We start from the raw sequence: 26534 nt of genomic DNA, 5'->3' as shown, positions 1-26534 counted from the left end.
GGCAATAAGCTGATTTTAATTTTATACTAAAAATCAATATAACTATAGAAAAATAGTATTTATAAACTTAGTAAAATATCAATAATTCCGCTAAATATTCATATTAAACAAATTTTATCAACATTTTAATAGCTATTATAAAATAGACTCATACATTTGTATATATTGTTTGCTTGATGATGTCCAGCTGAAATCTTCCGCCATAGCCTGTTCTATCAATTTGTTGAAGGCATCTTTATTATCATAATACAAGCCTACAGCTTTTTGTAGAGTAAACAGCATATCATGTGCATTATATGTGCTGAATGTAAACCCTGTTCCTTCTCCTGTAAATTGGTTGTAAGGTCTTACACTGTCATTAAGTCCGCCCGTTTCTCTAACTAATGGTAATGAACCGTAACGCATAGCTATCATCTGCGATAAACCGCAAGGTTCAAATTGAGAAGGCATAAGATATATATCACTTGCTGCATATATTTTGGATGCAAAAGAATCATCATATTTTATTATAGCTCTCATCTTGTCATGATGAGAATATTCGTGCGCTCTGAAATTATCTTCATACATAGCAGAGCCTGTACCGAGTATTATTAATTGTAAATCCATTTGCAATATTTCATCAAGCACGTTATTGATAAGATCAAGACCTTTTTGGTCTGTAAGTCTTGATACCATACCGACTATTGGAATATTATTGTTTTGTGGAAGTTGCATTTCTTTTTGGAACGCTATTTTATTGTTGTATTTTCCTGAAACATTTTTTGCATTATAATCAAATGACAGATATTTATCTTTCATAGGATTATATGTTTCGTAATCTATACCGTTTAATATTCCTTGCATTTTCCATTCATATTGTCTTATAAGTCCGTCCAAGCCTTCACCATAATATTCGTTTTTAATTTCTTCCAAATATGTCGGACTTACTGTTGTAACTTTGTCTGCAAACACTATTCCAGCTTTTAAATAGTTGGCATTACCGTAAAATGCCATTTTATCTTCTGAGGCATAATATGGCGGTAAGCCAAGCATATCAAACACCATATTGAATTGGAATATCCCTTGAAATCTTAAATTATGTATAGTAAATACAGATTTAAGAGGCATCTGATATTCTCTAAGCAGAGGAGCCGTCATCGCTGTTTGCCAATCATGCGCATGTAAAATATCATAATGTCTGAAATGTCTTGCTATAGTTTCAATTATTGCTTTTGAGAAAAACGTAAATCTTTCACCATCATCAAAATGTCCATAAGCTGTATCTCTTCCAAAATATTGCTCATTATCTATAAAATAATAATCTATATCATCCAATCTTTTTCTGAGAAGTCCAACATATTGATGTCTATAACCGAGAGATATATAAAATTCGTCCACTACTTCCAAGTCTGGATGTTCTTGTCTTATTTTTTTATATAAAGGAATTATTACGGAACATTCCACTCCTTCTCTAACAAGAGATTTAGGCAATGAATATATAACATCACCAAGACCGCCCACTTTCATAAATGGATAGCATTCAGATGCACAAAAAAGCACTTTCATCTTAGATTATCTCTCCTTTTTTTACAATTATCGGCATATTGAAATCGCCTATTAATTTTTTACCATTTGTGATTGTTGTATTTTTATCACTTATTACATTGTTTATATAGGTATCTTCTTGTATTGTGCAATTTTGCATAATTATACTGTTTTCTACAACAGCACCTTTTGCCACGTTTACTTTTCTGAATATTATAGAATTTTTAACTGTTCCGTCTATTATACAACCTGATGCTATTATGCTGTTTTCCACTTTTGACTCCTCTGAAAAATAAGTCGGTGCTTCATCTTTTATTTTTGTATATATTGAACCGTTTGGACTTTTAAATATTTCATTAGATATGTCTTCGTTTAAAATATCTGCATTAAACTCTCTATAACTTCTGATGTCTCTTACACACTTCAAATAACCGTTAAATTTATAAAGATTTGTATTATCTTGCAAAATATGTTTGTTTATAGCATCTATTAAATACATATGTTCGCCTGTTTCAATGCTCTCATAAATCATGTCTATGAAATAATCTTTTTTCATCAAAAATGTATCCATAGATATATTTTGCTCTTTTTTGGAGCACATATTTTTTCCGATACTGCTTATTTTTAAGTTGTTTATGCTATAAACATAGTTATCATAAAAGCTTACATGTGCGTTATTCACATCTTTATATAAAGATGTTATGTCCGCTCCTGAGTTCAAATGAGATTCAAATACATCATTAAAGTCGATTGTATATATCATAAAAGGGTTTGTTATCAATATATACTCTTGTCTTGAACGTTTAAAAAAATCTATATTATCATATATGCTGTGTATATTTCCGGCAACTTGCTTTTCATTAAGCTCATATTGATTTGAAAAAATATATAGACCATCTTGTATTCTGTCCAAATCCCAAGGAAAGCCGTCCCCTAAATGGTCATTTAAGGATCTTGTTTTTCTTTGTGCGAATATTCCGACATTGAATATATGTGAATTGGTTATATTTGACAATATGAAGTCTATCATTCTATATCTTCCTGCTATTGGAAGAGATGCGATAGGTCTGTTTTTTGTGAGTTCTCTCATTCTTATATGGTCTTCATTCAGGTCTATTATTGCCATTACATTATTTTTCAGCATTATTCTCACCTCTTACTTCTATATTGTTTCCTAAAGAATATAATTCACCATTTTCATTCAAAGCTTTCGCATTTTCGTGTATAATAACATTTTCTCCTATTATCGCTTTTTTTACAACAGCACCTTTTTTTATAACTGTAGAACTCATTATAACACTGTCCTCCACAACAGCTCCCTCTTCAACTTCAACTTCAGAAAATATTATGGAGTTTTTAACTGTTCCTTTTATCTTTGCTCCGTCAGCTATCATAGAATTTTTTACTATGGCATCTTTTGCTATAAACATCGGAGGTAATGAATGATTGTGAGAGCGTATTTGCCAGTCGCTGTCAAACAATTTCAATTCATTATCCTTATCCAATAAGTCCATATTTGATTCCCAATATGATGATAATGTTCCTACATCTTTCCAGTATCCTTTAAATTTATAGGAAAACAATTTCTTTCCCTCTGCTAACAGGGATGGGATGATGTCTTGTCCGAAATCGGTTTTATTTCTGTTTTCAATAGATGCTTTTTCAAACTCTTCTTTTAAAAGCTTCCAATTAAATATATAAATTCCCATTGATGCCAAATTGCTCTTAGGGTTTTCCGGTTTTTCTTCAAACTCATAGATACTTCCATCAGGATTTGTATTCATTATACCGAATCGAGGTGCTTCTTCCCAAGGTACTTCTATTACTGCAATAGTAACATCTGCATCATGTTCTTTGTGGAAGTTGAGCATTTTTTGATAATTCATCTTATATATATGGTCTCCTGATAAAACAAGAAGATACTCAGGATTAAAAGAATTTATAAATTCAATATTCTGCTCAATTGCATGAGCAGTACCTTTATAAAAGTTCTGTTCCTTTTCACTCATATAAGGAGGTAATATATATGCACCGCCATCACGTCTGTTAAGTCCCCAAGATGTCCCTATCCCTATATGATTATGTAACTCAAAAGGCTTATATTGTGTAAGTATGCCCACAGCATCAATGTTTGAATTAGCACAGTTGGATATGACAAAGTCTATCACCCTATATTTTCCACCGAAGGGAACGGCCGGTTTTGCAAGATTTTCAGTAAACATTTTCAGCCTGCTGCCTTGACCGCCTGCCAAAATCATTGCTATAATTTCTTTTTTATTCATAAGAACCTCCCTAAAAAATTTTATAATGTCTTTTAAATTTACCTTTTATTCTTTTGATTTAATGGTGAAATAATAATTGTGACGTAATAAAAATGTGGGAACAGATTAGTTTTTCAGTATAAAAATACAAATAATCAAGAAATTGAAAAATAAAATTATTTTATTTTTATATTATGTATAATTGTACCAAAAAAAACATTTTTATTAAAGCATTATTTTAATAAAAAATTATTATAACCTATGATATCTTGCATAAATTCTATAATTTCAGTCTAACAATATAATTTACAAAACTTAGATAAAAAAATAATTAGTTTATTTTTTAATTCCTCATTCACCATAAGTTTCCTAAATCTCATTTCAAATAAAATTTTAATTTCTTTTTCAATTAGAAATTTTATAAGTTTGTTACTATTATCCCAATAAATTCATGTTTATATAATAATCAATTATCTTTATCGATGTGTAATAAATAAAAATAAATAGGAGATAGACAGAATAAAATAATATTGATATAATAATACATATAAAATTTAAATCTTATAATTTTATAAAAATAAACACTATATAATCACTATAAAATAACCATACTGGAATGTAAATCTATAATTTAATCCAGTTACGCTACCAGGAACATTATACTATAAAATAACCATACTGGAATGTAAATGTTATGTTACAAAAACATATGAAGTATCTGAGAATGGTTACTATAAAATAACCATACTGGAATGTAAATATACCTTATTAAAAATTATGATTGAAAAAAGGGAAATACTATAAAATAACCATACTGGAATGTAAATATACCTTGTATTGCTATAAATCCTGCTTTAAGCTTAAACTATAAAATAACCATACTGGAATGTAAATGCAAATATGGACTACAAGGCTTGGTATGAATCTATGAACTATAAAATAACCATACTGGAATGTAAATTTATTATAGATGTATTGTAGTGCATTTCAAGAGAACCAACTATAAAATAACCATACTGGGCTTGAGATATAATAGGGATACAGAGGAAAAAGCTTGATAAATAGGAGCTTTCAGCACTGTATCCCTATTTTTAAAATCAAACAAAATATCGAAAAGGAGGCTTTTATGATATGTAGAAAAATATTTCAAGCCATTGTGTCAGTTATTCCATTAGCAAAGGCGGTGGTGAATCAATGAGATGGATAATAAAAATAATCTTGTTCCCAATCAGCCTGCTGTTAAGCATTTTGACCGCATTTCTAACATTCTTGCTTAGTATAGGAACAGCGATATTGTATTTGCTAATGCTGATGTGTGTATTTGTTGCCATAGGCTCGTTCTTTATGCTACACAACACAAGAGCAGCAATAGAAGCACTTATCATTGGATTTTTGTTAAGTCCTTACGGAATACCGATGATAGGAGCTGTAATTATAGCTTTTATACAAGGAATCAATGAAGCCATAAAATCAATATAAAAAATTTCATAAAAATGGTTACCAAGAGCGATAGATAAAAACTATCGTCTTTTTTAGTGGAAAAATATCATGGAAAGGAGAGCTTTTAGATGAGTATGTATTTATTTGATGAACAACCTATCGTTGCAAATAAGACATTGGCAAGAGAGATAGGTTTAAATGAAGCTCTTATCTTACAGCAAATAAACTATTGGATAGAAATAAATAAGAAATCCGGCAATAACTTCTATGACGGAAGATATTGGACATATAACTCAATAAGAGCATGGCAGGAAAAAGATTTTGACTATATGAGTTTCGATACTGTAAAAAGAACCTTTGCGAAGTTGGAAAAGGCAGGTTTTCTACTCGTAGGAAACTACAATAAAGATCCAAGAGATAAAACAAAATGGTACACCATAAATACTGAAAAGCTGGAGGAACTTTATGCTGAAATTGAGAACAAAAAGAAAAAAGAAGAATTACAAGCTTTAGAAAAAGCTATGCCTAATGCATTAGGGCAAAATGCACCAATGGAAAAGTGCAAAATCTACCAATGCACAAGTGCAGATTGCACCAGTGCAACAGAGCAAAATCCACTGTTGCAAAATGGCAATATGCCCCAACCATTACCAGAGATTACTACAAATAATTCATCAAAGATTACTACAGATATTTCATCATATAATTCCACCCATCATTCCGTCATAGATGCCGAGTATTCAGAACCAAGAAAAAGGATGGACGGAGAGGCGGAAATAGAAAACAAAAATATATATCAGAACTGCTTAGATGAGTTAAGAACACAGACAGGCTATTATGAACATCTTGAGTTGGGCAATAAATTTATAGTTAAAGACTTTGATGAGATATTAAAGATACTGGCAGATATTATGATACTTGATGATAGAGAGTTTGTTACAATCAATCAAACGAAGCTTCCTGCACATATAGTAAAAGAAAGATTTAGAAAACTTAAATCAGAGCATTTGGAGTATCTGTCAGATGTTATTAAGGAAAATGAATACAAGATTAGGAATATCAGAGCATTTGTCCTAACAGCAGCATATAATGCACCAAGTGGGATAGATGCACATTACTCTGCCCTTGTAAGCTATGATATGAGAGGAGGATATTGAATGTGATTAACGAAGAAATTGCAAGAAAGACACTAAGCCTTGAGATTAAGGCTGCCAAAGTAACCGGAAAACTTCTTTTAACGCTATTGAAAAAACTGATGAAAGAAGCAGAGAAACTGGGAGGACTTGAAAAACTCGTTAAAGTAAACGGAAATGAAGTCAAGCTCAAAGATATGGCGAAAAAAGGACAGCTTGAAGAAATACCGGTAGAAGAAGCGGAGCTTAAGGAACTGAAAAAAGAGCTTAACAAATATGGTGTTAAGTTTTCAGTGATGAAAGATAAGGAAACAGGCAAATACTCCGTATTTTTCCAAGCCAAAGATATGAAAATGATGGAGAAAGCCTTTAAAAATGCTCTTGCAACATCAGAAAGAAAGGCTGAGAGGAAAGAGTCCATTCACAAAAATATTGAGAAGTTTAAGGAGATGGCAAAAAATACTGTTTCTAAGGATAAAGTTAAGAATAAGCAAAAGGAGCAGAGCCTATGAGCAGCTTGATAACATTTGAAAATATGGAATTTGGGAAACTCACTGTAATGGAAAAAGACGGTGAGTTTTTTTTTATCGGAAAAGAAGTAGCCGAAAAACTGGGCTATTCAAACACGAGAGATGCTTTGGTAAGACATGTGGATATAGATGATAAAGCTGATGTCGTGTTTCACGACGGCAGGCAAAGAAGAAGTATGGTATCTATCAACGAGTCAGGATTATACTCTCTGATCCTATCTTCCAAGCTACCACAGGCAAAAGAATTTAAGAGATGGGTAACCACAGAGGTATTGCCGAGTATTCGTAAGAATGGCAGATATATCAAAAATCAAGAAAATATGAGCAATAAAGAAATATTGGCAAATGCGGTACTCCTTGCCAACAACCTGATTGCTGAAAAAGAAAAAATCATAGAGGATTTAGAGCCGAAAGCTAAGTATTTTGATGAACTGGTGAATAACCATCTGCTTACTAATTTCAGAAATACAGCAAAAGAGCTTCATATTCCACAAAAGGTATTTATTCAATTCCTCATAGAGAAGGAACTTATTTATCGGGATAAGAAAAATAGACTTCTACCCTATGCTAAGAACAATAAGGGATATTTTGAAGTAAAGGAATGGTGTAGAAACGATAATGATGCAGTGGGCATTCAAACCTTTGTAACACCTAAAGGAAGACACTTTCTTTTACTCTTGATTGGAGGTGAAAAGACTCGTGATAGATAAAATATTAAAAGACATTAAAGACGTATTTAAGGTGCAGGATAAGGTAAAGTTTCTAAAGCAGAATATTCCATATCTTGCATTTTTCTATTTAGGAAACATCTTTTCAAATCATGTAAGAAGCTATGTTGGAGGAGATGTGATAGACAGGATATTTCAAGGAATACTTGAGCTTAATACGATGAGTTTTATCCCAAGCATACATCTTATTGATATACTGGTAGGAGTTGGAGTAGCAGCCTTAATTAAATTTATTGTCTATACCAAAGGTAAAAACGCCAAGAAGTTTAGACAAGGAAAAGAGTACGGCTCTGCAAGATGGGGAAATAAAAAAGACATCGAGCCATATATGGACGAGAAGTTTCAAAACAACATCTTGCTAACACAAACAGAACGACTGACAATGAATGGCAGACCTGCTAATCCAAAGTATGCAAGAAATAAAAATGTACTTGTCATAGGAGGTAGTGGAAGTGGTAAGACGAGGTTTTATGTCAAACCGAACCTTATGCAAATGCACTCGTCATATTGCGTAACCGATCCGAAAGGAACGATAGTCCTTGAGTGTGGCAAAATGCTTGAAGATAACGGATATGAGATAAAAATTTTAAATACCATCAACTTCAAAAAGAGCATGAAATACAATCCATTTGCCTATATTCGTTCTGAGAAAGATATATTAAAACTTGTTCAGACTATCATTGCAAATACCAAAGGTGAGGGAGAAAAGGCAGGTGAGGATTTTTGGGTAAAAGCCGAGAAACTCTACTATACAGCCCTTATAGGATATATCTTCTATGAAGCACCAAGAGAAGAAAAGAACTTTGCAACTCTCCTTGATATGATAGACGCTTCGGAAGTAAGGGAAGATGATGAAACCTATATGAATCCCATTGACAGACTCTTTGAAGCACTTGAGAAGAAAGAGCCTACACATTTTGCAGTCAAGCAATATAAGAAGTACAAATTGGCAGCCGGAAAAACAGCGAAATCTATTTTAATTTCTTGCGGTGCAAGGCTTGCTCCATTTGACATTCAGGAACTTAGGGACTTGATGCAAGAAGATGAATTGGAACTGGATACTCTTGGTGATAGAAAGACTGCCCTCTTTGTTATTATCTCCGATACCGATGATACTTTTAACTTTGTAGTGTCCATTATGTACTCGCAATTATTTAATCTGCTCTGTGATAAGGCGGATGATGTTTACGGCGGAAGATTACCTGTTCATGTAAGGTGTCTTTTGGATGAGTTTGCAAATATCGGCTTAATTCCAAAGTTTGAAAAGCTCATTGCAACCATTCGTTCCAGAGAAATATCCGCAAGTATCATTTTACAGGCACAATCTCAGTTAAAGGCAATCTACAAGGATAACGCCGACACGATTGTAGGTAACTGTGATAGTACCCTATTCTTAGGTGGCAAAGAGAAAACAACACTTAAAGAGCTATCTGAAACACTTGGTAAAGAAACCATAGACCTATATAACACTTCTGAAACAAGGAGCAATCAAAAGAGTTTTGGACTGAATTACCAAAAGACCGGTAAGGAACTGATGAGCCAAGATGAAATAACAGTAATGGACGGCAGTAAATGTATCTTTCAACTTCGTGGTGTTCGCCCTTTCCTATCGGATAAATTTGATATTACAAAGCACAAGAACTATAAGCTACTTGAGGATTATGATAAAAAGAACCTGTTTGATATAGAAAGCTATATGAAAAGAAGGGGCAAGGCTAAACTAAATAAGAATACGGTTATTATGAAGTTATAGCTGTTAGATATTATTTGCATTTGGTATAATAATCAAAGAGAAATACACAAGGAGGAAACCTTATTGAACGATAAAGAACTGATAGGAAAAGTTCATTCATCTATGTATCACCAATTAAAAAGAAAAGGATATGCAACAGCAGTAGATGTGCTTATGGATTTGGAAATACTTTCAAAGACCGACTATGAACTTTGGAGAAATGGAAAAGTTTTGTATTTGGAAAAAGTATGCAAGGTCAATCTTAAAAAATTGTCTACAATACTGCATGAAATGAGGGTATATGCAAAGAAAGGAAATCTAAAGCCGTCGTTTTGTGTATATAAGAAATGGGCGGTTAAGAAAAAGAACGGGCAAGGGAAAAAGCCGGTTATTAAACTACGGTTTAGCAAAAGTGGTTCTGAAGATATTGAAAAATGGTATGCTACTCACTTTGTAGACACGAAGAAGATAGAAAAGATAAAAGAAGAAAAACAAGTAAATAACAGTGATGATAAGCAGTAAGTCTAAAAATAGATTTGCTGCTTTTTTCATGTAAAAAGCAGGAGGAAAGATGATAAGGATAAGAAATCCCACTTAATAAAACATAAGAAAACTTAACAGTAGCGTTATGAAGCGATTGGAAAATAAAACTTTCAGTCGCTTTTTTTATTGAAAAGAAAAAGGAGAAATAAAAAACATGAAGCAGGAAATGATTAACATCAATGCCAACTTGGTTGCAGAGCCTACGTTCTCAAGTTTTGAAAAAGATGAGGAAACAGTAGAAGTTACAAACTTTACTCTTGTAAAAAAGTACGGGAAAGGCAAGGAATATATCAACTGTGCAGCCTATGGCGAGAAGGCAGAAACAGCAAAAGACTTTGAAAAAGGCGATCTCATTCATATCTTTGGATATTTCAAAGAGCGTGAAAAAGACGGTAAGACTTACAAAAACTTTGTAGTAAAGTCATACAACAAAATTGAGAAGAAAGAAAATAGGGAGGAAGAATAAAATGGAATTTTTTACACAGGCGGTAAATGTATTAAAAATCTTGGTAACAGCAGTAGGGGCAGGACTTGGAGCGTGGGGAGTTATCAACCTGATGGAAGGATATGGTTCAGATAATCCCGGAGCAAATGCTCATGTACGGTAAGGAAGCAAGCAACCGAAAACAAGAGATAGACCGCCAGCACTACACTATTCCGAACCAAAGACCAAAAGATAAGCATTGTGGGAAAATCTAAACTTTTGGATTTTCCTACAATGCCGACTACGGCGGAATCCCTCCCACTCCTTATATCTTTCTTTCCGTATACATTGAATTTGTATTTAGTAAATGCTATAATGTCCCTATTCAAATTATAAATGTGTTGAATTAGTTACATGTACATATTTTTTGTGCCGGAGGAAGTGAAATGAAACAAAAAATTTATCTCATTACAGGCTTAATGGCTTCTGGAAAATCTACAGTTTCCGATTTACTGGCAAAATCAATAGAAAAATGCGTCCATCTTCGTGGTGATGTGTTCCGAAAAATGATTATTTCAGGCAGAGAAAATATGTCAGCTACCCCATCAGCGGAAGCAGTCCGCCAGCTGTACCTTCGATACAAATTGACTGCTGATGCGGCAAGGTCATACTTTGACAACGGCTTTTCTGTAGTGATCCAAGATAACTACTACGGTGATGAATTAAACCGAATGATAAATTATCTGCATAAATACCCTGTTGAGGTTGTCGTTCTTTGTCCAGATGTGGAAACAATAAAAGAAAGGGAACGATACAGGGAGAAAACAGGCTATTCCGGCTTTACGGTTGAAACCTTATACGATACATTTATGCAGACAACACCACGGATCGGCTTTTGGCTGGACAATTCCAATCAAACACCACAGCAGACAGCAGAAACCATTCTGAACACCAGGAAGCCGGTATGATTGTTACATATAAGGGGAAGAAAAATTTCTTTTAAGTACTTTCTTTCCTAAAACTGATGTGATATAATAGCTTCATTCCAGAAAAGGAGTAAAAAATATGCGGCAAGGTATTCTTAAATAAAACTATAATCAAATAGTGGGAACAAAGAATTATGATAGCTCCTTTTGTGGGGGCTTGGTTTTTTGTACCCAATTTAAGAATACTTTTGCCTTATCAATTTTGACATATTCAAAAAACAGCAATCACAAATAGGTGTATGCTGTATATGTGTATGTCCGCAAATTAGAATCCCCAGTGGTAAAAGTATTTTACTGCTGGGGATTTTTATGCCCTTTGGGGCTGTAAAGGGAGGACAATCACATGAAAATAATCAATATCGGCATTCTGGCCCATGTAGACGCAGGAAAAACTACATTGACAGAAAGTCTGCTATACACCAGTGGAGCGATTGCGGAACAGGGAAACGTGGATAAAGGGACCACAAGAACAGACACTATGATTTTGGAACGGCAACGGGGAATTACCATTCAGACAGCGGTTACTTCTTTTTATTGGAATGATTATAAAATCAATATCGTGGACACTCCCGGTCATATGGATTTTTTAACCGAAGCATACCGCTCTTTATCTGTCCTTGACGGAGCTGTTTTAGTCATTTCAGCAAAAGACGGCGTACAGGCACAAACCCGTATATTATTCCATGCGCTTCAGAAAATGGACATTCCGACAATTATCTTTATAAATAAGATAGACCAAAATGGGATCGACCTGCAGTGTGTTTACCAAAGCATTAAAGATAAACTTACCAGTGATATGATTGTCATGCAGGAGGTTTCCCTGTCGCCAAAGATAACCATGACCGATATTTCTGATTTAGACAAATGGGATATGATTATTTCCGGAAGCGATGAACTATTAGAACGATATGTTGCAGAGGATTCTTTGGATATACAGGAATTACAATATGAAAAGTGCAAAAGAACCAGATGCTGCTCTTTGTTTCCTGTTTATCATGGGAGTGCAAAAGACAATTTAGGAACAGAAAAACTGATTGAAGCGATTATAGAAACTTTCATTACAGAAACGGACGATATTCAGTCTGAATTATGTGGATATGTTTTTAAGGTTGAGTATACAGAGCGGAAAAAACGGCTTTCTTATTTACGCCTGTATCATGGGACGCTCCATTTACGGGATACCCTGCTGCTGTCAAAAAAGGAAAAAATAAAGATTACAGAAATGTGTATTCCGTCAAATGGTGAAATCGTCCCGGCTGACCATGCCTGTCCGGGAGAAATTGTTATTTTAGCTGATGATACTTTGAAACTGAACGATATCCTGGGAAATGAAAAACTCCTGCCTCACAAAACACGGATTGATAATCCCATGCCATTACTTCGGACAACGGTAGAGCCGCAAAAGCCGGAGCAAAGGGAAGCCCTGTTAAATGCCCTCGCAGAGATTGCTGATACAGACCCTCTTTTGCATTTTGACATTGATACTGTTACCCATGAGATTATGTTATCTTTTTTGGGAAAAGTACAGTTAGAAGTTATTTGTTCGCTATTAGAAGAAAAATATCATGTGGGCGTGGCTATGAAAGAGCCTTCGGTTATTTATCTGGAAAGACCGCAAAAAAAAGCGAGCTGCACGATTCATATTGAAGTGCCGCCGAATCCGTTTTGGGCATCTATTGGTTTGACTGTAACACCGCTTCCTGTTGGAAGCGGAACACAATATAAAAGCGAGGTATCTCTCGGCTATTTAAACCAAAGTTTTCAAAATGCCGTCATGGAGGGTGTGCGTTATGGAATGGAGCAGGGCTTATATGGCTGGGGAGTGACAGACTGCCAAATTTGTTTTGATTATGGAGTTTATTACAGCCCGGTCAGCACCCCCGCTGATTTTCGTTTTCTTGCGCCTGTCGTGTTGGAGCAGGCATTGAAAAAAGCAGGGACACAACTGTTGGAACCATACCTTTCCTTTACCCTTTTTGCACCGCAGGAATATCTTTCACGGGCTTATAATGATGCACCAAAGTATTGCGCAATCATTGAATCAACCAGACTTGAAAAAGATGAAGTTATTTTTAAGGGTGAAATCCCTGCCCGTTGTATCGGTGAATATAGGAATGATCTGAATTTTTATACAAATGGAAGAAGTGTCTGCATTACAGAATTAAAAGGGTATCAGGAAACTTCCGGCGAGCCTGTATTTCAGCCACGCCGCCCGAACAGCCGTTTAGACAAGATCCGGCATATGTTTCAGAAGATAATGTAACGTCTTGCGCAATGCAAGCGTTCATTGCTGGCTATTCCGAAATATCATTGATAAAATCAGCATCAGAGAGGAGGAACCATTTTGAACCAGAAACAGACGGATATTACAACAGGAAAGCAAATACGTCATCTGCGAACACAATCGGGAATGACACAGGAAGAACTGGCTGGGGAATTGAATGTTACCCGGCAGGCGCTATCGAATTGGGAGAGAGATGTTAATGAACCCGATTTAAATACGTTGAAAAAAATTTGTTTTCTTTTTGGAGTCCACATGGACGATTTTGCGAAGGAGGTAATAACAAAAATGGAAACATGTGAAAAAAAAGAGAAACGACAATTTAATAAGTATGATATGGCAATTGGACTTTTTTATGGTGTCGGGATATTTCTTGGCATTGGTATTTTCTTTGTTGGCGGTTTTATGACAATGTCGGGTGCAGGGTGGGGAGCATCACTATTTGGCGGTGGCTGTTTTTCTCTTGTATTTGGCTTGATATGCCATGCAGTTATTACATTGAGAAGAAATGACAAATGATGACATATCCTGCTTTCTAGACTTTTCGGTCATATCGCGTAAAAAAGCCGCTGCTTTTGGCTTTCCAATAGCGGCGGCAAAGGGAAATATCCTTTGAATACCTTACAGAAGAAAAGTTTTGCAGCATTATAAAAATAAAAGCCTATACCATTTTGGAAAGAAAAGATACATAATAGTCAAGACGGCAACAATCAGAAGTTATGGAGGGTAACAATGGAATATAGTAAGGAAGATTTAATGGAAGCAAAAAGGCAAATTTTGGGAGTGGGAGAGAACATGGGAACAGAGGAAAGTAAAAAAATCTGGGAGAAAAACGCACAATTTTGGGATAATGCAATGGGTGACAAATCTAATGAATTTCACAGAGAGGTAGTGCGTCCCAAAGTAACGGAACTTCTATCTCCTAATCCTGCGGATTACATTTTGGATATTGCGTGTGGCAATGGAAATTATTCTTCGTATCTTGCACAAAGAGGCGCTTCGATTGTCGCTTTTGATTACAGCAAAAAAATGATAGAATTGGCTAAAAGACGGCAATCACAATATGCAAAACAAATTGAATTTTGTGTAGCGGATGCGACCAATAGAGAAAGTATATTAGAATTAAAAAGAAATCGAGCCTTTACGAAAGCAGTTTCTAATATGGCAATTATGGATATTACGGATATTGAACCACTTCTTATGGCTGTTTATGAACTGTTGGAGGAAAGCGGAATTTTTGTCTTTGCAACGCAACACCCTTGTTTTATCACGTTGACTGAAAAATATATGACACCGCACAGTTACTATGGTATAGCGATTGAAGGGCAACCGGAGGAGCAGATTTATTATCATCGTTCCATACAAGATATTTTTAACCTTTGTTTTAGAGCTGGATTTGTCATTGATGGATTTTATGAAGAATGTTTCAAAAACAACAAAGAAATTCCTATGGTAATGATAGTAAGGCTTAAAAAGGTAAAACGTGATAGCTTAAAATAAATTCAAGTTTGCCGGATAAATAGCAAACCTGGCCGAGCCAGTCAACGGTCAAGATGAACGGGCTTCGCCCGCCGTTGACAGCCCCGCCCGGTTTTGCAGTTAGGCAGTCAAGGAGCGACAGCCTAAAGTGCTGCCGCCCCTTACTATCATAAAAAGCAACTACTAACCAGCCACAGCCCTTTTGGGAGGAAAGGGGGATTTTCCATGACCTGTACAGAAGAATATCGGGAACATATCGAGTACACTTTCCATGCCTTTTGCAAAGTCGTTATCCGAAATGCAACGATCAACGCAGCGAGGACACGGAGCAGGAAGCACAAAAGAGAAATATCCCTTGAATACCTCACAGACGAAAAGCACTACCCTTTAGGCACGACAGATGAATATTTCCAAGCCCCGGAGCCGGACGAGGAATACATACTTACCCTTTGCGGCGATACGGTCATTTTCAGCAGCGGCTTACTTGCGGAAGCCCTGTCACGGCTGGACGAACGGGAGCGGGAAATGATTTACCTGTCCTTTTTCAAGCGTATTCCACAGCACGAAATTGGCAGACAGTACGGGCGCAGCCGCAGCACAGCGGGCTACCATATCCGAAAAGTCCTACGGCAGCTCCAAGCGGAAATGGAGGGAATGGCATATGAGAAATAATAGGCTTCTCCCCTATGAAACAATCGTCCAAGCCACCAGCGGGGAGCCGGAAGCGGTGGGAACTGTATTGCAGTATTACCGCCGCCGCATACAATGTGCCGCCCGTGTGAATGGACGGGTAGACCAAGATACAGAGGACTACATCACCCAGACGCTTCTCACAGCTATTTTCAAGTTCCGCTTTGGGAGATAGCCCTACCGCCTACAACTGAATAACCGCCGCTTCGCCGGCAACCAGAAAGCAGTAAATCTATTCAACAGATTTGCTGCTTTTTTTCGTTCCTGTTTGGCATTTTTGAAAATCCCCAGTATGAAAAAACAAAAGGGAAAATTGCCGCCGCAGTTGGCAAAATCCCTTACTTATCCGTGGAGGGTATCAAAGAAAAAAATACTGCCATTGTCCGCCTTTTTCGGCTTGCGTGGTGTTGTAGGGAATAAGGGGAAATTCTAAAAATCTCCGTCCATTTTGCTTTGCGTGGTGTTGTAGGTAGTGAAAGGAAAATTTTCAAGATATGCCGGAATAGCGGGTAGCAAAGCCCTTTTGAAACGTCTTGTTAGCGGAAAGTACGGAAGCCGGGGAACGCCGGAGTTTTTCAGAGCAAGATTCTACCGCAGTACCAAAATTCGCTTATCGCTCATTTTGCCCCTGCGGGAATCTTGTTGGGGAGTGCCTTCCCCAAACCCTGCTTATGCGGCTTACGCCGCTGGAAAATCCCTCAAAATAATTTTTCGGATTTTTCAAAAACAGTTCCGCTTTACACCCTGTTTTTCTCCTATTAGTGAGAGGACACCACGCACAGCCGAAGGAGGTTTTACCATGCGAAAACGATATAACACGCCGCACCGCAGCCGGGTAGTCAAGACACGCATGACCGAGGAAGAATACGCCGAGTTTGCGGAAAGGCTTTCTGCTTACAACATGAGCCAAGCCGAGTTTATCCGGCAAGCCATAACCGGGGCAGCCATACGCCCCATCATAACCGTTTCCCCCGTCAATGACGAGTTGCTTGCCGCTGTCGGGAAGCTGACCGCCGAATACGGCAGGATCGGCGGCAACTTAAACCAGATAGCCCGGACGCTGAACGAGTGGCACAGCCCCTACCCGCAGCTTGCCGGGGAGGTACGGGCGGCGGTTTCCGACCTTGCTGCCCTAAAGTTTGAAGTCTTGCAGAAAGTGGGTGACGCTGTTGGCAACATTCAAACATATCAGCTCTAAAAATGCGGACTATGGCGCAGCGGAAGCCTATCTCACATTTGAGCATGACGAGTTTACCATGAAGCCCACCCTTGATGAAAACGGGCGGCTGATACCGAGGGAGGATTACCGCATTTCTTCCCTCAACTGTGGGGGCGAGGATTTCGCTGTTGCCTGTATGCGGGCTAATCTCCGCTATGAGAAAAACCAAAAACGGGAAGATGTGAAAAGCCACCACTATATCATCAGCTTTGACCCACGGGACGGGACAGACAACGGCTTGACCGTAGACCGGGCGCAGGAGCTGGGCGAGCAGTTCTGTAAAGAGCATTTCCCCGGACACCAAGCCTTAGTCTGCACCCACCCGGACGGGCATAACCACAGCGGCAATATCCATGTGCATATCGTCATCAACTCCCTGCGGATTTATGAAGTCCCGCTTCTGCCCTACATGGACAGACCAGCCGACACACGGGAGGGCTGCAAGCACCGCTGCACCAACGCCGCTATGGAATATTTCAAGAGTGAAGTCATGGAGATGTGCCACCGGGAGGGGCTTTACCAAATCGACCTCCTAAGCGGCAGCAAGGAACGGATAACCGAACGGGAATACTGGGCGGCAAAGAAAGGACAGCTTGCCCTTGATAAAGAGAACGCTGTCAGAGAAGCCGCAGGACAGCCGACCAAGCCCACCAAGTTTGAAACGGACAAGGCGAAGCTGCGCCGGACGATACGGCAGGCACTTTCCCAAGCTGGCAGCTTTGACGAATTTTCTTCCCTTTTGCTGCGGGAGGGTGTGACCGTCAAGGAGAGCCGGGGGCGGCTTTCCTACCTCACGCCGGACAGGACAAAGCCTATCACAGCCCGGAAGCTGGGGGACGATTTTGACAAGGCTGCTGTCCTTGTCCTGCTTACGCAGAACGCCCACAGAGCCGCCGAACAGAGCAAAGCCATACTCGAATACCCTGCCGCGGTTAAAAAGCTGTCACAAGGGGAAAAAACCACAAAAACCACCCCGGCAGACAACACCTTGCAGCGCATGGTTGACCGGGAAGCCAAGCGAGCCGAGGGCAAGGGCGTGGGCTATGACCGCTGGGCGGCAAAGCACAACCTAAAGCAAATGGCAGCTACCGTTACCGCCTATCAGCAGTACGGCTTTTCTTCCCCGGAGGAACTGGACGAAGCCTGTTCTGCCGCCTATACCGCCATGCGGGAAAGCCTTACAGAGCTGAAGCAGATGGAAAAGACGCTGAACGGGAAAAAGGAGCTGCAACGGCAGGTGCTTGCCTATTCCAAGACCCGCCCTGTCCGGGACGGGCTGAAACAGCAGAAAAACGCCAAAGCAAAAGCAGCCTACCGTCAGAAGTACGAAAGCGACTTTATCATAGCAGACGCAGCCGCCCGCTATTTCAGGGAAAACGGCATTTCCAAGCTGCCGAGCTATAAAGCCCTGCAAGCAGAGATTGAAACCCTTATCCAAGAGAAAAACAGCGGCTACAACGATTACCGGGCAAAACGGGAGGAATACCGCCGCTTACAGACTGTCAAGGGCAATATCGACCAGATTTTACACCGGGAGCGCAAGCCTGTGAAAAGGCAGGAACAGGAACGATAAAAACCGCCCCAAAATGTACCCGAACCTATACAGAACAAGGGGGCTGCCCCGTACCCTATCCGCAAATACCAAAGGATTTTTTAACGGGCTTATAGGGCAGAAAAAACCCGAAAATGATACCGAGATGATACAGAATTACCGCCGATACCGCCACACCAGCGGAAACGGCAGAAAGGAGCGCACCCATGCCAAGAATGAGCAAGAAACGGCGGCTGGAATGGTCTTTTTTCCTGCGGCAAGTGAAAGTCGGGAATTCCACCTGCGATCGTATCACATACAATGACCTCTGCCGGGGCTGTACCCATAGCTGCAAGCAGAGCTTCCGGGCGGTTATCATACTCTGCCCCCACTACTACTCCAAACGCCGGAAAAAGGAGGACAGGGACAATGGCAGATAACCGCAAGTATTACTACCTCAAGCTGAAAGAGAACTTTTTTGACAGCGACTCCATTGTGCTGCTGGAAGATATGAAAGACGGGATTTTATACTCCAATATCCTCTTGAAGCTGTACTTAAAATCGCTGAAAAACGGCGGGAAATTGCAGCTTGACGAGCATATCCCCTACACAGCGCAGATGATAGCGACACTGACCCGCCACCAGATAGGGACGGTTGAGAGGGCTTTAGAGATTTTCCGGCAGTTGGGGCTTGTGGAGCAGCTTGACAGCGGGGCTTTCTATATGACCGACATTGAGCTGATGATAGGACAGTCCTCTACCGAAGCCGAGCGGAAACGGGCTGCAAGACTGGAAAACAAGGCACTTTTACCGCCCCGGACAAAAGGCGGACATTTGTCCGACATTCGTCCACCAGAGATAGAGATAGAGTTAGAGAAAGAGATAGAGATAGAAAAAGAGAGAGAGGGAGAAACGGGACACCCCGCCCCCGCCGCTTATGGCAGATACAACAATGTGATACTGACCGATACAGAGCTTTCCGGGCTAAAAACAGAGTTGCCCGACAAGTGGGAGTATTATATTGACCGGCTTTCCTGCCATATCGCTTCCACCGGGAAACAGTACCACAGCCATGCAGCCACCATTTACAAGTGGGCGCAGGAGGACGCTGCCAAAGGCAAGGCTGCCCCGAAACAGGGCATACCCGATTATTCATGCAAGGAGGGCGAGAGCTTATGAAAAACGGAATTGAAGCTATGATTACGGACATTACAGCCACTACCGCCGAAGCGGAGGACTACACAGGCGAGGACGGGCTTTTATACTGCGGTAAGTGCCATACGCCCAAAGAAGCCTATTTTGCAGAGGGAAAGACTTGTTTCGGGCGTGACCGCCACCCGGCAGAGTGCGACTGCCAGCGGGCAGCCCGTGAAAAGCAGCAAGCCGCCGAAAGCCGACAGAAGCACCTTGAAAAAGTGGAGGACTTGAAACGCCGGGGCTTTACCGACCCTGCTATGCGGAACTGGACATTTGAGCATGACAACGGCAGAAACCCGCAGACCGAAACCGCCCGCTTTTATGTGGAGAGCTGGGAAACCATGCAGGCTGAAAATATCGGCTACCTGTTTTGGGGCGGCGTGGGGACGGGAAAAAGCTACCTTGCCGCCTGTATCGCCAACGCCCTTATGGAAAAAGAGGTTGCCGTCTGCATGACAAACTTTGCAACGATACTGGGTGACCTTGCCGCCAGCTTTGAGGGCAGGAACGAATATATTTCCCGCCTTTGCAGCTACCCTCTGCTGATACTTGATGATTTCGGTATGGAGCGAGGAACAGAATACGGGCTGGAACAGGTTTACAGCGTGATTGACAGCCGTTACCGAAGCGGCAAGCCGCTGATCGCCACGACCAACCTCACGCTGGAGGAATTGCAGCACCCGCAGGACACGCCCCACGCCCGTATCTATGACAGGCTGACTTCCATGTGCGCCCCCGTCCGCTTCACGGGCAGCAACTTCCGAAAGGAAACCGCACAGGAAAAGCTGGAACGCTTAAAGCAACTGATGAAGCAGCGAAAGGAGAGCCTATGACAGAAACGAAACAGACAAGCACCACCAAAACAGACCGCCGCCCGGACTGTGTGACGGAAATCCGCATGGGCAACTCCGTCCTTACCGTTTCCGGCTTCTTCAAGCAGGGCGCAACCGACACCGCAGCCGACAAGATGATGAAAGTGCTGGAAGCGGAAGCTGCTACACAAAAAACGGCGATTTGACCGACCATAAAGAAGCAGATTTGACGCTTTTGCCGCTATACAGACAGCCGCCCCATGTGGTACAATCAAGGTACGGAATAGTGGGGCTGGCTGTCGGAAACGGAGGATTTTATGTTAAGACAGACCAACCAACAACCAATTACCGCCCTTTACCCAAGACTATCCCATGAGGACGAGCTGCAAGGCGAAAGCAATTCCATTTCCAATCAGAAGCGTATCCTTGAAACCTATGCAAAGCAGAACGGCTTTTCCAATCTGCGCTGGTACACGGACGACGGTTATTCTGGTGCGAACTTTCAAAGACCCGGTTTTCAAGCCATGCTTGCGGACATTGAAGCCGGAAAAGTCGGGACAGTTATCGTAAAGGATATGTCGAGGTTAGGGCGAAACTACCTGCAAGTGGGAATGTACACGGAAATGATTTTCCCACAGAAAGGTGTCCGCTTCATCGCTATCAATGACGGAGTGGACAGCGCACAGGGCGACAATGACTTTGCCCCGCTGCGGAATATCTTTAACGAATGGCTGGTGAGAGATACGAGCAAGAAAATCAAAGCAGTAAAACGCTCAAAAGGCATGAATGGCAAGCCCATCACAAGCAAGCCTGTGTATGGCTACCTCATGGACGAGGATGAAAATTTCATTATTGACGAGGAAGCTGCACCCGTAGTCAAGCAGATATACAACCTCTGTCTTGCCGGGAATGGTCCGACCAAGATAGCCCGTATGCTCACAGAGCAGCAAATCCCCACGCCGGGAACGCTTGAATACCGCAGGACGGGCAGCACCCGCCGCTACCACCCCGGCTATGAGTGCAAGTGGGCGACCAATACCGTAGTGCATATCCTTGAAAACCGGGAATACACAGGCTGTCTGGTAAATTTCAAGACAGAAAAACTTTCTTACAAAGTCAAGCACAGTGTAGAAAATCCCCCGGAAAAGCAAGTGATTTTCGAGAACCACCACGAGCCTATCATAGACACCCAAACATGGGAACGGGTGCAGGAGCTTCGCAAACAGCGCAAACGCCCAAACCGCTATGATGAAGTGGGTTTGTTCTCCGGCATACTGTTCTGTGCGGACTGCGGCAGCGTGATGTATCAGCAGCGATACCAGACGGACAAGCGCAAGCAGGACTGTTATATCTGCGGCAACTACAAGAAACGCACCCATGACTGTACGGCGCACTTTATCCGCACCGACCTCTTGACCGCTGGTGTACTCTCCAATCTGCGGAAAGTGACCAGCTATGCGGCAAAGCATGAAGCCCGGTTTATGAAACTCTTGATTGAGCAGAACGAGGACGGGGGCAAACGCAGGAACGCCGCCAAGAAAAAGGAACTGGAAGCCTCCGAGAAACGCATAGCCGAGTTATCCGCTATCTTCAAGCGGCTGTATGAGGACAGCGTGACCGGGCGCATATCAGACGAGCGTTTCACAGAGCTGTCGGCAGACTATGAAGCAGAGCAACGGGAGCTGAAAGAAAGAGCCGCTGCTATTCAAGCGGAGCTTTCCAAAGCACAGGAAGCCACCGTGAACGCAGAAAAGTTTATGAATGTTGTCCGGCGGCATACCAGCTTTGAAGAACTTACCCCTACTCTGCTGCGGGAGTTTGTAGAGAAAATCGTTGTGCATGAGTGCAGCTATGACGAGAACAAGACCCGCAGACAGGACATTGAGATTTATTATTCTTTTGTTGGCAAGGTGGACTTGCCCGAATAACCGCCCGACCTATCCGACACAATGCGCAAGTGCCGGATAGGAACGGCAAAATTTTTTACACTTCTATTACTTCTTTATCGCACATCAGTAAAATCACAGGGTATAAAGCAGCTTATGGCTGGAGGAGGTATTGTCCTTATCGGCTTAAAGCTTATTCCGCTACTTGCAAATCTTTTGAAGTAAGGAGAAATCTATGTTTGGTATTTTCGATAAGATAGAAGAATTTTTCAGAGAACTTCTGCTCGGAGGTATCAAGGCAAACTTAGAGTCCATGTTTCTTGACATAAACAATCAGGTAAACAGTGTTGCAGCAGATGTAGGAAAGACACCTATGGGGTGGAACGGAGAAGTATTCAGCTTTATTAAAAATATTAATGACTCCGTTATTATTCCCATAGCAGGGCTAATAATAACGGCAGTCCTTTGTATCGAGCTTATCAATATGGTCATGCAAAAGAACAATATGCACGATACGGATACCTTTGAGTTTTTCAAATACATCATCAAGATGTGGATTGCTGTATGGTTAGTATCTCATGCCTTTGAGTTTTCAATGGCGGTCTTTGATGTGGCACAAAGTATGGTAAACAAGGCGGCAGGGGTAATCAACACCTCTGCCACCGTTTCCGGAGATCAGATTGTTCAGATGGTGGATGCCCTAAAGGATAAAGGACTGGGTGAGCTTTTAATGATTCTGTTTGAAATCTCACTTGTAAAAGTTGCAATACAGGCAATATCCATCGTGATTATGCTTGTAGTTTATGGAAGAATGTTTGAAATCTATGTGTACTCATCTGTTTCAGCCATTCCTTTTGCGACGATGGGAAACAAAGAATGGGGGCAGATAGGAACAAACTACATCAAAGGACTGTTTGCTTTAGGGCTTCAGGGATTGATTCTAATGGTTTGTCTTGGAATTTATGCAGTATTGGTTAAAACGATAAACTTTACGGACATACACACGAGCATATTTATGGTACTCGGATATGCCGTATTACTGGGACTGATGATGTTAAAGAGCGGAACACTTGCAAAAAGCGTGATGAACTCGCATTAAGGAGGATAAGATGAAAACAACAGAAAATAAAGAAAGACTCTTTTTATTTGTGGAAGTTTTCCTTGCAGGATTTGCAGTAGCTTTTACTGCACTAAACAGGAGAAAACTAAGCAGACTGGAGAAAAAGATTGATACTGTCAAAAGAGACAGCAATTCCATTTTGATGTTTCAAAGTGAGAAAAATAATGAGATGGAAAGAGAAATCGAAGAAGTAAGGGATGAAGTTTCAAGTGTATATGGACATATAGAGGAACTTTTGAGAATAAAGGAAGATGGGAGGTAGCTTATGGCGTATGTACCCATTCCAAAAGATTTAAATAAAGTTAAAACAAAAGTTGCTTTTAATCTTACCAAAAGACAGCTCATAGGATTCAGCGTTGCAGGACTGATAGGAATCCCCGTATATATCTTTACAAGGAAATTTGTACCAAATGATATAGCGGTCATACTTCTTATTGTATCAACGCTTCCTATATTTTTCGCAACTCTTTTTGAAAAGGACGGACTGCCCTTTGAAAAGTATTTTAAGCATATCTATTTGCACAAGTTTTACCAGCCTATGAAGCGTGTGAGAAAGGAGGTTTACCTTGAACAGCAAAAGAAAAATTCAGCAGATAAAGTTAGAAAGAAACAAAAAGGCACTAAAAAGGGGGAAACAGGAACTAAAGCAAGATAAAGTAAAGATGAAAAAAGACAAGACAAATAATGGTAATAAGAAAACATCAGTCTTTGACATAATCTTAAAAAAAGAGCAAAAACGCTATACCGTAGAAGATACCATTCCCTATCTCAGAATGTTAAAAAGCGGTATATGCCAAACAGATGAAAGGTACTTTAATAAAAGTATCGTCTTTGAGGACATTAACTACCAGCTTGCCTTAGATGAAGATAGGGACTTGATTTTTAACCAGTTTGCAAACTTTCTAAACTCCTTTGATCCGAGTGTAAGTATAGAGCTTTCATATATCAATCAGCTTGGAAGGAATGAAGAAATGCAATCGGCAATACAAATACCGGATAAAAAGGACGGCTTTGACGATATACGATTAGAGTTTAGAGAAATGCTAAAAAGCCAGATAGTAAAGGGAAATAACGGACTGAAAAAATCAAAGTATGTAACATTTACAGTAGATGCAGACAATATGGAGCAGGCAATCTCAAAACTTGAAAGACTGGAGATAGACATCTTATCCAATCTTAAAAATATGGGAGTAAGGGCAGAAAGTCTTACCGGCGAAGAAAGGTTAAAGATTCTTCACGATATATTAAATCCAAGTAAGACATTTTACTTTTCATATAATGACTTGCAAAGAAAAGAAAGTACAAAGACATATATTACACCTGATGAATTTAACTTTACACCAAGCAGATATTTTAAGTTCGGCAAATTCATCGGAGCAACAAGCCATTTTCAAATCCTTGCAAGTGAGCTTTCAGACCGTATGCTTTCAGAGTTTTTAGACATTGATGATAACATCAATATCTCGTTTCATATCAGGGCGATAGAACAGAGCGAAGCCATTAAGATGGTAAAAAGGAAAAATACCGATATTGATAAGATGCGAATTGAGGAAAATAAAAAGGCGGTAAGATCGGGTTATGATATGGACATCTTACCGTCAGACTTAATCACCTATGGGGAAGATGTAAAAAGCCTGTTAAAAGACTTGCAGACAAGAGATGAGAGAATGTTTGTTGTAACCATTGTCTTTATGAATTTTGCAAGGACAATACAAAAACTTGAAAACTCTATTGCACAGATAAGCTCCATTGCCAATAAGCATAACTGCAAATTAAAAAGACTTGATCATGCACAGGAGCAAGGACTTGTCAGCGTACTTCCTCTTGGAGTAAATAAGCTTGAGATTAACAGAGGACTTACTTCCTCATCTACGGCAGTCTTTATGCCCTTTACAACGGAAGAACTTTTCATCAACTCAAGCAACAGTTTGTATTACGGATTAAATGCCCTCAGTCATAACCTGATTATGGCAGACAGGAAAAGGCTCAAAAATCCGAACGGTTTGATACTTGGTACACCGGGTAGCGGTAAGTCATTTTCAGCGAAAAGAGAAATGGCTAATGCTATTATAGTAACTGATGATGATGTCATTATCTGCGATCCCGAAGGAGAGTACGGAAATCTTGTAAGACAGTTTGACGGGGAAGTCATTAAAGTCAGCAGTAAGTCAAAGGATTACCTCAATCCTCTTGACATCAATATGAACTATGGGGATGGAGATGCACCGCTTAAAGATAAAGCAAACTTCATAATGAGTATGCTTGAACTTGTAGTTGGCGGTAGCGGACTTACAGCGGAAGAAAAGTCGGTAATAGACAGGTGCTTGCCTAAGATTTATGAGAAGTATTTTGACAACCCTATAAAAGAAAATATGCCGATACTTCAGGATTTATACGATATGCTTAAAAATCAGGAAGAAAAGGTCGGTAAGAAACTTGCAACAGAGATGGAGATTTATGTAACAGGCTCTCTTAATGTATTTAACCATCGGTCAAATGTGGATTTGAATAAGAAACTTCTTTGTTTTGACATTAAAGAGCTTGGAAGTCAGTTAAAGAAAATAGGCATGCTTGTGATACAGGATCAGGTGTGGAATAAGGTATCTTTAAACAGAGGAAATAAGGCAACAAGATACTATATAGACGAGTTCCACCTGCTTTTAAAAGATGAGCAGACCGCCTCCTACTCAGTAGAGATATGGAAGCGTTTCAGAAAATGGGGAGGAATTCCGACAGGTATCACGCAGAATGTCAAAGACCTACTCATGAGTAAGGAGATAGAAAATATCTTTGATAATACGGACTTTGTACTAATGCTTAATCAGGCATCCGGCGATAGAGAAATACTTGCAAGAAAGCTTAAAATCTCAAAACCTCAGCTTAAATATGTTACCAACTCCAATGAGGGCGAGGGACTGCTGTTCTTTGGAAATACCATAGTTCCATTTATCGACAAGTTCCCAAAAGACACCATTTTATATAAGAAGATGACAACGAAACCTGAAGAAGTGAGGTAGG

General features: G+C 40.0%; 27 protein-coding genes, 2 pseudogenes and 1 CRISPR repeat array. Of the genes and pseudogenes, 26 read left to right on the top strand and 3 right to left on the bottom strand.

Going from position 1 to position 26534, the window contains the following annotated elements:
* Window positions 1-135 precede the first annotated feature (135 nt).
* The 3 genes from glgA to HMPREF9629_RS09470 are packed head-to-tail and all read right to left on the bottom strand — an operon-like array spanning window position 136 to window position 3806.
* A complete protein-coding gene (gene glgA / locus HMPREF9629_RS09480) occupies window positions 136-1545 on the bottom strand; it encodes a glycogen synthase GlgA (protein ID WP_009526179.1) in 1410 nt (469 codons plus the stop codon).
* 1 nt (window position 1546) lies between these two features.
* On the bottom strand, window positions 1547-2668 hold the full coding sequence (glgD, locus tag HMPREF9629_RS09475; protein WP_009526178.1) for a glucose-1-phosphate adenylyltransferase subunit GlgD: 1122 nt from the start codon (window positions 2666-2668) through the stop codon (window positions 1547-1549).
* Complete coding sequence (locus HMPREF9629_RS09470) at window positions 2655-3806, bottom strand: glucose-1-phosphate adenylyltransferase (RefSeq protein ID WP_009526177.1); 1152 nt, start codon at window positions 3804-3806, stop codon at window positions 2655-2657. The genes glgD and HMPREF9629_RS09470 overlap by 14 nt, the downstream gene beginning before the upstream one ends.
* A gap of 573 nt (window positions 3807-4379) precedes the next feature.
* Window positions 4380-4814: a CRISPR direct-repeat array (repeat unit 30 nt; unit sequence ACTATAAAATAACCATACTGGAATGTAAAT).
* Between the two features lie 165 nt (window positions 4815-4979).
* Here HMPREF9629_RS09470 and HMPREF9629_RS09465 point away from each other — a divergent pair.
* The 26 genes and pseudogenes from HMPREF9629_RS09465 to HMPREF9629_RS09345 all read left to right on the top strand — a co-directional run bounded on the left by HMPREF9629_RS09465 (window position 4980) and on the right by HMPREF9629_RS09345 (window position 26533).
* Window positions 4980-5264: a CD1845 family protein gene (locus HMPREF9629_RS09465; RefSeq protein ID WP_009526176.1), complete on the top strand. Its 285-nt coding sequence runs from the start codon at window positions 4980-4982 to the stop codon at window positions 5262-5264.
* Window positions 5265-5353: 89 nt separating this feature from the next.
* The gene (locus tag HMPREF9629_RS09460; RefSeq protein ID WP_009526175.1) at window positions 5354-6382 is read left to right on the top strand and encodes a DUF6017 domain-containing protein; all 1029 of its coding nucleotides are present in this window, start codon (window positions 5354-5356) and stop codon (window positions 6380-6382) included.
* Window positions 6383-6384: 2 nt separating this feature from the next.
* Window positions 6385-6870, top strand: a complete 486-nt coding sequence (locus HMPREF9629_RS09455; protein WP_009526174.1) for a PcfB family protein — start codon at window positions 6385-6387, stop codon at window positions 6868-6870.
* Window positions 6867-7598: a phage antirepressor Ant gene (locus tag HMPREF9629_RS09450; protein WP_009526173.1), complete on the top strand. Its 732-nt coding sequence runs from the start codon at window positions 6867-6869 to the stop codon at window positions 7596-7598. The genes HMPREF9629_RS09455 and HMPREF9629_RS09450 overlap by 4 nt, the downstream gene beginning before the upstream one ends.
* Entirely contained in the window at window positions 7588-9369 is a 1782-nt protein-coding gene (locus tag HMPREF9629_RS09445) for a VirD4-like conjugal transfer protein, CD1115 family (protein WP_009526172.1), read from the top strand. The genes HMPREF9629_RS09450 and HMPREF9629_RS09445 overlap by 11 nt, the downstream gene beginning before the upstream one ends.
* Window positions 9370-9432: 63 nt before the next feature.
* Window positions 9433-9870 (top strand): hypothetical protein, encoded by a 438-nt coding sequence (locus tag HMPREF9629_RS09440; RefSeq protein ID WP_006268878.1) that lies wholly within the window; start codon window positions 9433-9435, stop codon window positions 9868-9870.
* A 175-nt stretch (window positions 9871-10045) separates the two neighbouring features.
* Window positions 10046-10357: a single-stranded DNA-binding protein gene (locus tag HMPREF9629_RS09435; protein ID WP_009526171.1), complete on the top strand. Its 312-nt coding sequence runs from the start codon at window positions 10046-10048 to the stop codon at window positions 10355-10357.
* 1 nt (window position 10358) lies between these two features.
* Window positions 10359-10487: pseudogene (locus tag HMPREF9629_RS11645) on the top strand (Maff2 family mobile element protein); the annotation flags it as partial.
* 274 nt (window positions 10488-10761) lie between these two features.
* Entirely contained in the window at window positions 10762-11283 is a 522-nt protein-coding gene (locus HMPREF9629_RS09425) for an AAA family ATPase (protein WP_003505403.1), read from the top strand.
* Window positions 11284-11644: 361 nt separating this feature from the next.
* Complete coding sequence (gene tet(32), locus HMPREF9629_RS09420; protein ID WP_003505402.1) at window positions 11645-13564, top strand: tetracycline resistance ribosomal protection protein Tet(32); 1920 nt, start codon at window positions 11645-11647, stop codon at window positions 13562-13564.
* An 81-nt stretch (window positions 13565-13645) separates the two neighbouring features.
* Window positions 13646-14101, top strand: coding sequence for an XRE family transcriptional regulator (locus tag HMPREF9629_RS09415; RefSeq protein ID WP_003505401.1), 456 nt, complete (start codon window positions 13646-13648; stop codon window positions 14099-14101).
* A 213-nt stretch (window positions 14102-14314) separates the two neighbouring features.
* Entirely contained in the window at window positions 14315-15082 is a 768-nt protein-coding gene (locus HMPREF9629_RS09410; RefSeq protein ID WP_003505400.1) for a class I SAM-dependent methyltransferase, read from the top strand.
* A gap of 204 nt (window positions 15083-15286) precedes the next feature.
* Window positions 15287-15733 carry an RNA polymerase sigma factor gene (locus tag HMPREF9629_RS11635; protein ID WP_003505338.1) on the top strand — a complete coding sequence of 149 codons (447 nt, stop codon included), beginning with the start codon at window positions 15287-15289 and terminating at the stop codon, window positions 15731-15733.
* A complete protein-coding gene (locus HMPREF9629_RS09400) occupies window positions 15723-15926 on the top strand; it encodes a helix-turn-helix domain-containing protein (protein ID WP_003505336.1) in 204 nt (67 codons plus the stop codon). The genes HMPREF9629_RS11635 and HMPREF9629_RS09400 overlap by 11 nt, the downstream gene beginning before the upstream one ends.
* A gap of 117 nt (window positions 15927-16043) precedes the next feature.
* Window positions 16044-16184: a hypothetical protein gene (locus tag HMPREF9629_RS11820; RefSeq protein ID WP_004604824.1), complete on the top strand. Its 141-nt coding sequence runs from the start codon at window positions 16044-16046 to the stop codon at window positions 16182-16184.
* A gap of 366 nt (window positions 16185-16550) precedes the next feature.
* Window positions 16551-16949: a plasmid mobilization protein gene (locus tag HMPREF9629_RS09395; RefSeq protein WP_002569238.1), complete on the top strand. Its 399-nt coding sequence runs from the start codon at window positions 16551-16553 to the stop codon at window positions 16947-16949.
* On the top strand, window positions 16912-18543 hold the full coding sequence (locus HMPREF9629_RS09390; RefSeq protein ID WP_002578447.1) for a relaxase/mobilization nuclease domain-containing protein: 1632 nt from the start codon (window positions 16912-16914) through the stop codon (window positions 18541-18543). Before HMPREF9629_RS09395 ends, HMPREF9629_RS09390 begins: the two co-directional genes overlap by 38 nt.
* A 387-nt stretch (window positions 18544-18930) precedes the next feature.
* Window positions 18931-19680 carry a phage replisome organizer N-terminal domain-containing protein gene (locus tag HMPREF9629_RS09380; protein WP_002569235.1) on the top strand — a complete coding sequence of 250 codons (750 nt, stop codon included), beginning with the start codon at window positions 18931-18933 and terminating at the stop codon, window positions 19678-19680.
* Window positions 19677-20531: an ATP-binding protein gene (locus HMPREF9629_RS09375; protein WP_002569234.1), complete on the top strand. Its 855-nt coding sequence runs from the start codon at window positions 19677-19679 to the stop codon at window positions 20529-20531. The genes HMPREF9629_RS09380 and HMPREF9629_RS09375 overlap by 4 nt, the downstream gene beginning before the upstream one ends.
* Entirely contained in the window at window positions 20528-20716 is a 189-nt protein-coding gene (locus HMPREF9629_RS09370; protein WP_002569233.1) for a transposon-encoded TnpW family protein, read from the top strand. Before HMPREF9629_RS09375 ends, HMPREF9629_RS09370 begins: the two co-directional genes overlap by 4 nt.
* A gap of 111 nt (window positions 20717-20827) precedes the next feature.
* Window positions 20828-22438 (top strand): recombinase family protein, encoded by a 1611-nt coding sequence (locus HMPREF9629_RS09365; RefSeq protein ID WP_002569232.1) that lies wholly within the window; start codon window positions 20828-20830, stop codon window positions 22436-22438.
* A gap of 90 nt (window positions 22439-22528) precedes the next feature.
* Window positions 22529-22621: pseudogene (locus tag HMPREF9629_RS12625) on the top strand (Maff2 family mobile element protein); the annotation flags it as partial.
* A 10-nt stretch (window positions 22622-22631) separates the two neighbouring features.
* Window positions 22632-23495, top strand: coding sequence for a VirB6/TrbL-like conjugal transfer protein, CD1112 family (locus HMPREF9629_RS09360; protein WP_004634419.1), 864 nt, complete (start codon window positions 22632-22634; stop codon window positions 23493-23495).
* Window positions 23496-23505: 10 nt separating this feature from the next.
* Window positions 23506-23778, top strand: a complete 273-nt coding sequence (locus HMPREF9629_RS09355) for a hypothetical protein (RefSeq protein WP_009526169.1) — start codon at window positions 23506-23508, stop codon at window positions 23776-23778.
* A 3-nt stretch (window positions 23779-23781) separates the two neighbouring features.
* The gene (locus HMPREF9629_RS09350) at window positions 23782-24171 is read left to right on the top strand and encodes a PrgI family protein (RefSeq protein WP_009526168.1); all 390 of its coding nucleotides are present in this window, start codon (window positions 23782-23784) and stop codon (window positions 24169-24171) included.
* Window positions 24083-26533 (top strand): VirB4-like conjugal transfer ATPase, CD1110 family, encoded by a 2451-nt coding sequence (locus HMPREF9629_RS09345; protein ID WP_040012712.1) that lies wholly within the window; start codon window positions 24083-24085, stop codon window positions 26531-26533. Before HMPREF9629_RS09350 ends, HMPREF9629_RS09345 begins: the two co-directional genes overlap by 89 nt.
* Window position 26534 lies beyond the last annotated feature (1 nt).

It is taken from the genome of Peptoanaerobacter stomatis, assembly GCF_000238115.1.
GTDB classification, from domain to species: domain Bacteria; phylum Bacillota; class Clostridia; order Peptostreptococcales; family Filifactoraceae; genus Peptoanaerobacter; species Peptoanaerobacter stomatis.
This window is presented reverse-complemented; position numbering and strand designations above follow the sequence as displayed.

Bases quoted from the DNA above. Each gene is read 5' to 3' on its own strand.
- HMPREF9629_RS09350 (WP_009526168.1), top strand. From the start codon at position 23,782: ATGGCGTATGTACCCATTCCAAAAGATTTAAATAAAGTTAAAACAAAA.
- HMPREF9629_RS11820 (WP_004604824.1), top strand. From the start codon at position 16,044: ATGAAAAAACAAAAGGGAAAATTGCCGCCGCAGTTGGCAAAATCCCTT.
- HMPREF9629_RS09355 (WP_009526169.1), top strand. From the start codon at position 23,506: ATGAAAACAACAGAAAATAAAGAAAGACTCTTTTTATTTGTGGAAGTT.
- HMPREF9629_RS09425 (WP_003505403.1), top strand. From the start codon at position 10,762: ATGAAACAAAAAATTTATCTCATTACAGGCTTAATGGCTTCTGGAAAA.
- HMPREF9629_RS09450 (WP_009526173.1), top strand. From the start codon at position 6,867: ATGAGCAGCTTGATAACATTTGAAAATATGGAATTTGGGAAACTCACT.
- HMPREF9629_RS09370 (WP_002569233.1), top strand. From the start codon at position 20,528: ATGACAGAAACGAAACAGACAAGCACCACCAAAACAGACCGCCGCCCG.
- HMPREF9629_RS09380 (WP_002569235.1), top strand. From the start codon at position 18,931: ATGGCAGATAACCGCAAGTATTACTACCTCAAGCTGAAAGAGAACTTT.
- HMPREF9629_RS09465 (WP_009526176.1), top strand. From the start codon at position 4,980: ATGAGATGGATAATAAAAATAATCTTGTTCCCAATCAGCCTGCTGTTA.
- HMPREF9629_RS09375 (WP_002569234.1), top strand. From the start codon at position 19,677: ATGAAAAACGGAATTGAAGCTATGATTACGGACATTACAGCCACTACC.
- HMPREF9629_RS09460 (WP_009526175.1), top strand. From the start codon at position 5,354: ATGAGTATGTATTTATTTGATGAACAACCTATCGTTGCAAATAAGACA.
- HMPREF9629_RS09395 (WP_002569238.1), top strand. From the start codon at position 16,551: ATGCGAAAACGATATAACACGCCGCACCGCAGCCGGGTAGTCAAGACA.
- glgD (WP_009526178.1), bottom strand. From the start codon at position 2,668: ATGCTGAAAAATAATGTAATGGCAATAATAGACCTGAATGAAGACCAT.
- HMPREF9629_RS09360 (WP_004634419.1), top strand. From the start codon at position 22,632: ATGTTTGGTATTTTCGATAAGATAGAAGAATTTTTCAGAGAACTTCTG.
- glgA (WP_009526179.1), bottom strand. From the start codon at position 1,545: ATGAAAGTGCTTTTTTGTGCATCTGAATGCTATCCATTTATGAAAGTG.
- HMPREF9629_RS09470 (WP_009526177.1), bottom strand. From the start codon at position 3,806: ATGAATAAAAAAGAAATTATAGCAATGATTTTGGCAGGCGGTCAAGGC.
- HMPREF9629_RS09400 (WP_003505336.1), top strand. From the start codon at position 15,723: ATGAGAAATAATAGGCTTCTCCCCTATGAAACAATCGTCCAAGCCACC.
- HMPREF9629_RS09435 (WP_009526171.1), top strand. From the start codon at position 10,046: ATGAAGCAGGAAATGATTAACATCAATGCCAACTTGGTTGCAGAGCCT.
- HMPREF9629_RS11635 (WP_003505338.1), top strand. From the start codon at position 15,287: ATGACCTGTACAGAAGAATATCGGGAACATATCGAGTACACTTTCCAT.
- HMPREF9629_RS09410 (WP_003505400.1), top strand. From the start codon at position 14,315: ATGGAATATAGTAAGGAAGATTTAATGGAAGCAAAAAGGCAAATTTTG.
- HMPREF9629_RS09365 (WP_002569232.1), top strand. From the start codon at position 20,828: ATGTTAAGACAGACCAACCAACAACCAATTACCGCCCTTTACCCAAGA.